Origin of the sequence: Desulfobacter vibrioformis DSM 8776 (assembly GCF_000745975.1) — a bacterium.
GTDB classification, from domain to species: Bacteria; Desulfobacterota; Desulfobacteria; order Desulfobacterales; family Desulfobacteraceae; genus Desulfobacter; species Desulfobacter vibrioformis.
Genome location: NZ_JQKJ01000002.1, coordinates 337,383 through 345,802, shown reverse-complemented (window position 1 = coordinate 345,802; position 8,420 = coordinate 337,383). Strand labels below are relative to the sequence as shown.

Here is an 8,420-nt window from a genome sequence, read left to right as displayed (position 1 = left end):
AACCTGGCTGTAAGCCCGGTCTTCACGGGGGTCTGAACAATCATTGAAACTTGACAAAACAAACCCCGGAGGCAGTGATTCCGCCCCCCCCCCCCCGGGGGGGGGGGGTGTTTTTATATAGAGATGCCAATCAATTATTAGTTTCCGTACGTTATTGTCTCCCATCTTTTCGACGCGTTTGGCTCATCGTTTTCTGGACAAAATGCGTATAGCGTATCCATCATGTTTTACCGCTAAGCTTATTCATTGATTTCTGTACCGGTATGAAAAAAAACTGTTCGACAAAAGTTGGGGATCCACAGGCTTAAAACGGCCAGAAAACAGGGACAAAAATGGCTGCCATAACAATGACAATTAAGTTTAACGGCAGGCCCAGTTTGATGAAATCTGAAAATCTGTATCCTCCGGGACCGTAGACCAGCAGATTAGTCTGGTATCCTATGGGACTGGCGTAACAGGCACTGGCACCAAAACAGATGCCGATGATAAATGGTCTGGGGTCAACGTTGAGGGAAAGCGCTGTTGCGATGGCTATGGGAAGCAGTAATACAGCCGTTGCATTGTTGCTTAAAATATGGCTTAACGCACTGGTCAGAAAGATGATGGCAAAAAGGATAATATGGGGCCCTTTGCCTTCGAACAGGTTTAAGAACGCATGGGCGTAGAGTTCGGTTGCACCGGTTTTCTGCATGGCCAGGCCCAGGGCCAGGGTCCCTATAATCAGAAGGAGTACTTCAGGCTGGAGAGAACGGTAAGCGTCTTTCAGGCTCAGGCAGTGGGTGAGCGTCATTGCTAAAACACCGGCAAGGGCGCATACCATGATGCTGCCAAGCCCCAGAGTCGCTGCAATAACCACGGCAGCAAATATGCCAGAGGCAATGCGGGCCTTTTCCCTGTCAATGATCGTGTGGTGAATATCCTCAATGATCACAAAATCGGCGCTTCTTCTTATTTTCTCCAGCTTGTTCCTGGGGCATTGGACCAGAAGGATATCTCCAATCGTAAGTTTTACGCTTTGAATTTTGCGATAGGAAAAATGCCCCATACGAGTTCGTATTGCGATAATGCGTATATCGGCGTCGTTCTGTAGCTCTACTGATATCACAGGTTCTCTTAACAGGGATGAAAGCGGAGGGATAATCAGTTCGACGATAATATCGTCTTCTGGTTTCCCGCCGAATGTAAGATTTTCCTCTCCATAAACCAATGACAACTTTTTGCTTTGCAGGCTGGAGATCAGGTCCTGTGCCGACCCTTTGACCAGAAGGATGTCCTGCGGCTCTAACGCCACTGCATGTCGGGATGGATCAAAAATATTTTCATTTCTGAAAATTTCAACGACGTTCAGTCCTAAATTCTCCCTGACATACCCAGTAATATCAGTTTTTCCGATTAATGGGCTTTTATCAGTCACCATCAATTCGGCAATATATTTATTTTCGTTTTCATCATCCATTTCACATATCGGTCCGGTCCGGCCAGGCATCAGCCTGGGCGATACCAGGAATAAAAAGAGAATACCGATGACCGCAATGGGTACCCCCAGTCGGCTGAGTTCAAACATGGAGAGCGGATTAAACCCTGCACTGTATGCAAGATCACTTACAATAATATTGGTTGAAGTGCCTATCAGGGTGGATGTGCCGGCTAAAATTGAAACATAGGACAATGGGATGAGCATTTTGGACGGCGAGAAATCACATTCACAGCTCAATGCCATGATGATGGGAATAAAAAGCACCACAACAGGTGTATTATTGATAAACGCCGACAAAACAGCCACGCCTGACAGAACGATGATGAATGCATAGTAGCGGTTTCCTTTGGAAAATTTGAGGACCAGGTCTGTCAGAAAGCCCACAGCACCGGTCCGAATAAGCCCGTGGCTAAGCAAAAACATGGCGCCAACGGTAATCACGGCAGGATTGGCAAACACCGACACTGCCTGTGCCGGGGTGAGAATACCGGTTAAGGAAAGAAGTACCATGATCCCGATGGCAGTCTTATCAACTGATATTTTTTCAGAGATCAGAAGTCCCAGGGTCAGGACCAGAATAAGTGAAACCGCAACAACCGGAATATCCATCATGGGGCAACTTTCTTTATTTTCAATCAAGCTCTTTCAGGATACCTTTAAGGAATGAGTCTTAAATAACTTGCCCATTTCAAAACAGGTGGCCATTGTAGATCCTACGTTTGGAAATTCTAATTGGTCATCTTATTTCGTGCTCATTCCTAAACTTTCTGAAAGGCGATTTACGTCCATGAGCGCTGGAACACAATTTCATGTTCCGGTTAGCATCCGACACTCGAATGTCATTGAATCTTCTCGACATGGGCAATACAGGCTAACAAGACCTTTTTGCCAGGATCGACTGTCATTCATTGAAAAACCTGGACAATTATCATCATTCTTAGAATTTTCTCCGGGTATAAATATATTCCACCATCTATTTTCAGTGTCTGATCTCATCATACACCTCCATAAATTCAGGTTGCATTTTTAACTTAGACTGGAAACTATTCTTGCCTTTGATTTATAAGTTAGTTCAATAATAAAATATTTCAATGGTCTGCTTAAATAAAAATAATGCCCAAAAAGTTCTTGTGGCCCATGGCTATCTGCCCAGGTAATAACGGTATTTAGACAACTTCGGGGTGAGTTTTGCGGTATTGCCTTTATTGTTACATGGGGATAAACACCATACTGAGAATATCATTGCGATAACCGTCAGTGCGCTTATATTCCCGGTAACCCGCTGAAACCTGCATACCCATGGCATAGGTACGGCTTGTCAAGGTTATGATTGATGCCCCTCGTTCTCCATTTTTAAGGGAAAACAAATTATCATCTAATTCAAGAATAGAGCCCACTGGATATTCCGGAGATGTTGACGCCAATATTGTTTTTTTTCGGTCGGCAAACAAGGCAAAACTGCCTTCAATAATCTTTTTGTCCTCGTTTCGGGGTAAAATATCCATGAGCATTTCCTTAAACTGAGGCTCTGCATCAAAAACAATGAGGATCGTTCCGACGATTTTAGAGATATTTTTGGAGTCTCGAATTGCGGTCGAATAGATATAAGTGGGCCTGGCACCATAAAGTGGGGTAGACAAAAAGTCGGTGACTGCATAGTCTTGTTTGGAAGGCAATGCCATTGTTTTCGCCAGAAGGCCTTTATCTATTTTCGTGCCGATGAACTCCTGGCCTTTGGGTAAATTATTTTCAACAAAATGTTCTTCTACGCCCAAGGGAGGGTTGGATACTGCGATAATTTCCCCGGCCTTGTCGGTGAGGGCAAGCCGCAGATAGGGTGTGTAAAGATCATTAATGTACTGAAGGCGTTCTCTGAGATTTTGGGAATCCTGATCTTCAAAGGTCCCCGTCTCCCTGCGCGTTAAGGTTTCGCGAAACAAAGGGGTTAGAGCCCACCAACAGACATCATTGGCCCTCTCATAGAGGTTGCGGTCTGCAATATTATTTCCCTGAAAGGCCCTGAACTGAAGCTCATTGAACAATGATGTGCCAACGGTCTGCATGAGATTGCTGAAAATGAGATTAAAAATACTATTTATCTCCGTACCAATTTCTTCTATATATTTAATGATCTCTACAAATGTTTTATCTTGAAATTTGATAGCCTGGATAATGCCGTTAAGCCCGTCCCTTTTCATATCCTCCAAAAGAAGGTCTGATCGGTTTTTAATATTGGCAAGGTCTTTAAAATAATTTTGTATCTCGACTATTGTTTCCTTCTCAAATACATCATTATTTTGATCCATGGAAAAAACATGTCCCATCTCAATCATGGCAAGACCATACCAGGTTAGCCCGTAAAATCCCTGATATCCTTCTGTGGGAACAGTACTCATGATGTACTCTTTTCCACCAAGGTTCATGAATGTGAATTCCGCGTCTATTTTGACGGGCACCCTTTTGGCTTGGGGCAAAACTTTTGTATTACAGGTACTTAAAACCACGCCTTTCTCATCTAATATCCCACAGATAATGTTCTCATTGCCTTGTTTTAAATCTTTAAAAATACCGGCTATCTCATCTTCAAAATCAAAGCACAGGCACAACGTCCCCAATGCGATACGTTTTTTGGGATCTTCAATTTTTTGAGAGTAAATCAGCACGTTGCCATGGCCCGGCATCAAATCCGTTGGCCGAAAAGTTTCCACATATTTATCTTCATCAATGTTTTTGTGAAGATCAATGTCTTGGGTTTGTTTCAAAAGCGGATCTTTGGAAAACGATACCCTGTTTTCAGGGTTAAGATTGGCTAAAATATTACCAGCCACGTCAAGAATAATTATTTCATTATAAACCGTGTACTCAAACTGGTATTCGGCGAGACGGGTCCTGATTTTTTTTTTTTTCTCTTCTAAAGATGCATCTTTGTCATTGTTTGAGTTTGCATATTTTAAAAATTCAATAATCTCTCCATCCGTAGATAAGTATCCGACATCGGCGGTCCGTTCAAATAGATTCCGTTTTAAAATATTAATGGTGAATCCGGCTGCATCATAAATTTGGGAAATCGCCTTTTTGGCCATTTCCATGAAAACCGCGTCGGTTACTTGGGTCTGAATGAGCTCATATTGGCTGATTGTTGCCTGCATATCCTGAATAAGGGGCTCAAACATTTTTGCAGCATCTTTTTTCATTCTCCCGGCTTCAATCATCCCCGATTTCATGACCCCACGCCATCGTTTATTAATTATTTTGAACCGTTTGTTTGACGCTGAAATTCCATCTGCAAAATTAAGGAGATGATTTTTTTTTGTTAAAATAGAGTCTGTATCCATCCTTGTTAAACCTTAAATTCTAAACCGAACTGGTATTTCATTGAAACTTTTAACAAGGGGATTGAGTTTTCCTGCCCTGTCCAGTATGTGTCGGCTTCCTTTTTTTAATAGTTGCTTGAATAAATTCACACCCAATTATTATATATACAAATATATAACAAGCCATTTTTTTTGATGCAAATATTTTTACTTAATTCTCCGTTTGCGAATAGAAAACTAACATTGGTCCATCTGTGCAGATCCATTGCCAAGGCCTGTGGCGTGAACCTTGAAAATCCATCGGAAAATGTAAACTTTTGAAAGAGGTGTATCGGCAGGGCGCTAGCTGAAAAAGCCCTGTCTCAGAGCGGGGTCTGGTCCGGCCGGGGCTCCCCGGCACAGACGGGGTGGTTTGGACTGCAGTGGCAGTGTGCCCGGTTTCCCGGGACGGGATGTCGTAATTGACAATTATATTTTCATCACCCTGTTGTTCAACAGATACCGGGATACTGAATACAAGTTCTTTTTCCTGGCGCGTCACCACAGGAAATCCATAGTGCGTATTTTCATGCTTGATGGGTTTTCCGGCTTCCAGACGCCCCCGGATAAAGTCCTTATGGGCTTCTATGCGGTGCTGAATGACAGATGAGAAATGACCAAGGGAATCATTGCATTTATCATAAAAATTTTCCAGAAGGCTTGGGTCTATTTCATATCCTGCACAATTGCGTCCGGCAGCCATGGCTGCAAGCGTTGTGGTGCCTGTACCCAGAAACGGATCCAGAACAAGATCCCCTTTCACGGAATACATGTTGATCAGGCGATAAGCCAGTTCAAAGGGGAAGGCCCCGCTGCGATTACGGTTCTTTTGTTTTCCCATGGCCTGGCGGGTGCCTTTAAGATCCATCCAGATGTCTGAAAACCACTGGTTGCGCTCTTCCCAGAACAATGCGCTTTGCCGCCGGTTTTCCTTGGTTGCAGGAGAGGGGAATTCGCGTTTCCCCCCCTTTCTTAAGATAAGAATATACTCATGCTCTAACGTAACATAGGCCCCGGCCGGCAGCATGCCTGATCCCATGAACTTGTTGGGCGCATTGGTCTGCTTGCGCCATAATATGCATGGCAAGGCTGTAAATCCCAGGCCTTGGGCGGCATTTAATATTCTGGCGTGGTTGGGATAAAGGGCAAAATTATCCCCCAGGGTACGTGTGGCATCTCCGATATTGATGCAGGCAAATCCCCCGGGTGAAAGCACCCTGAATACCTCTTTCCAGACCCGGTCCAGCACCTGGTGCATGCGTTCAAAGGCCTGGAAACCGTCGTGTTTTTTAAGGGCCTGTTCAATGTTTCGGTCCTGGCGATTGAAAATTTCATCCCACATGTCAATCATGGGATAGGGCGGTGATGTCACCACAAGTTTAACACTGCAGTCAGCCAGTTCCTTCATCTTTACAGCATTGCAGATATACTGTTTATGGAATGTTTTCATATGACAGTCAGATAACCCGGATTTTTAATAATCAGGCCCCCCAGAAAAGCGAGGGAATCAGGATTTTTAAACCAAGGCCAATTAATATAATTCCGCCCACAATTTCCATCCGGCTGCCGAACGCTGCCCCCACCCGTTTTCCGATGCCTATGGCGGCCACGGACATGGCACAGGTAATGATACCGATAAGCGCTGACGGGTACCAGATATTGATATCCATCACGGCCAGTCCCAGCCCGATGGCCAGGGCATCAATGCTGGTTGCAAAACTGAGCATGACCATGGTCAGGCCTTTGGATGGATCCCTGTGAAGGCCGTCGCCGGGGCCGGCAATCCCCTCCCGGACCATGCGTCCGCCCACAAAGGCCAGAAGGGCAAAGGCGATCCAGTGGTCCACGGCCCGGACGTATGAAACAAACCCGGTTCCCAGAAGCCATCCGATCACCGGCATCATGAACTGGAACAGACCAAAGTGAAAGGCCAGGCGGAAGACTGCCCGCCGGTTTTTTGCATACCCTGAGGCCGCAGCAGCCATGGATACGGCCGAAGCATCCATGGCCAGCCCGATGGCCATGACAATGATATCAAACAAATGCATTTTGATTTTATTATCCAATGGCGGCAACAAAAGCCGCCGTCATTTAAGCCATTATCAAAACTATCAAAACGTTTTCTGTGTTGCAGCCATCTCCACCACCGGCAAAGGCCCTAGGAGCGGTCCGGGCACCTGATTGAGAATTTTCTGGGGCATGGACCGGTACAGCAGCCGTGCGGTCAGTGTGTGCCCCTTTTGGGGCGTGGACCTTAAATTAAATAAATGGACCGCACTTTTCCCTGCAGGAATCCGGGTGTCGGATAAAATTTGTTTTGCTTTTGCCATGTTGATGACCGGGTTGCCAAGGCCGTCTCCCAAAATGGTTTTAAACATCACAGTGTTTTCCGGCAGTTCATTGTTTTCATCGGGAATCCCGGTCTGGAAAACGGGTTTTCCGTCACTGTCCGTCAAGGTGACTTCAACCCATACCTGGCGCAAATCCCCAACTCCTGTGGGCAGACTGTGACCGGCCCCTGTATTGGTTACAACGACCCGGGCGGTGTGGTTATCTATCATGATCAGAAAAATATCTGCCGCATGTGTCAGACGTTCCACAGCCATGGCTGATTTCTCTTTGGCAGAAAACCATTCCGGCACGCCTGAGTTGGCGCCCACGACATTGTGGGTGAAGATATGGGGCCGCTGTTTTGCATCGACGGCTGCTTTGCCTGGATTGTCAGGTCGCGCCGTCGATCCTGTGGCCGGCACCCCGGGCCGCTGGTACATGTGGCACCCCTGACAGGGTACATGCTTGTCAGGATCAGGACTGTTGTACAAACTGTTTTCCCATTCCGTGTATGTGGTTTCAAGGTCGGTGCCAAAGACCATATGCTTGACATTATGGCAGGTACCGCAGATTTTTGAATCTGTATGCAGTTTTGAAAAAGCGGCATCGTGAAAATCAGGTTCAGAATCGTCAAAGGGACCATGCTTAACACCGGGATTATCCTCGCCCTGTCCAGGGGATAAAACCAGTCCGTTATTGTACATCCGGGCCACGTCCACGGCTGCGTGGCAATAATCGCACTGGATACCCTGGGCAGGGATCTCCCGGGTCTGGGATAGATCATCGGACACCTTTTGGGGGAAACCGGTAACATACCCCACAGGGGTATGGCACTTCACGCAGGACTCAGCCTCCTCAATCTGGCCGGCATCGGTCAGGCCCTGGCGGAAAAATTTTGCCACCCGGGTATAAACCGGATCTTTGTGGGAAAGGTTGTGCATGGAACCCTGCCACTGGGCCATAATCTCATCGTGGCACCCCCCGCAGGTCTCAGGATCAATAAATTGATCCGGTTTAAAGATATTTTCATTGGAAGAGGCGTCAACGGGTACGGCCCACACCAGTGCAATACACAGTAACGCAAGCCCGGAGCAGGCGGCTGCAATCCGTATTCTTTGTTTTTTGTGCATAATTGAATACTCCTTTTTTCCGAATTTTTAAGAATCTCTCCAGTCCGCCGGACCGGTCATTTTTTCGGCGTTCAGGATTTGCAGGGGCCACAGCCCTGTTGATTGGCCCTTTGGGTCCCTTTTGCGATC

5 protein-coding genes are annotated in these 8,420 nt (G+C 46.2%); all 5 read right to left on the bottom strand.

What is annotated here, in order from left to right; genetic code table 11:
- Nucleotides 1-304: 304 nt before the first annotated feature.
- The 5 genes from Q366_RS03270 to Q366_RS03250 all read right to left on the bottom strand — a co-directional run bounded on the left by Q366_RS03270 (nt 305) and on the right by Q366_RS03250 (nt 8,291).
- Complete coding sequence (locus Q366_RS03270; RefSeq protein ID WP_035236321.1) at nt 305-2,089, bottom strand: SLC13 family permease; 1,785 nt, start codon at nt 2,087-2,089, stop codon at nt 305-307.
- Nucleotides 2,090-2,685: 596 nt separating this feature from the next.
- The gene (locus Q366_RS03265) at nt 2,686-4,671 is read right to left on the bottom strand and encodes a cache domain-containing protein (protein WP_169742921.1); all 1,986 of its coding nucleotides are present in this window, start codon (nt 4,669-4,671) and stop codon (nt 2,686-2,688) included.
- Nucleotides 4,672-5,002: 331 nt separating this feature from the next.
- A complete protein-coding gene (locus Q366_RS03260) occupies nt 5,003-6,280 on the bottom strand; it encodes a DNA-methyltransferase (RefSeq protein ID WP_084691684.1) in 1,278 nt (425 codons plus the stop codon).
- Nucleotides 6,281-6,311: 31 nt separating this feature from the next.
- A complete protein-coding gene (locus Q366_RS03255; RefSeq protein WP_035236319.1) occupies nt 6,312-6,878 on the bottom strand; it encodes a manganese efflux pump MntP in 567 nt (188 codons plus the stop codon).
- A gap of 63 nt (nt 6,879-6,941) precedes the next feature.
- The gene (locus Q366_RS03250) at nt 6,942-8,291 is read right to left on the bottom strand and encodes a multiheme c-type cytochrome (RefSeq protein WP_035236238.1); all 1,350 of its coding nucleotides are present in this window, start codon (nt 8,289-8,291) and stop codon (nt 6,942-6,944) included.
- Nucleotides 8,292-8,420: the final 129 nt, after the last annotated feature.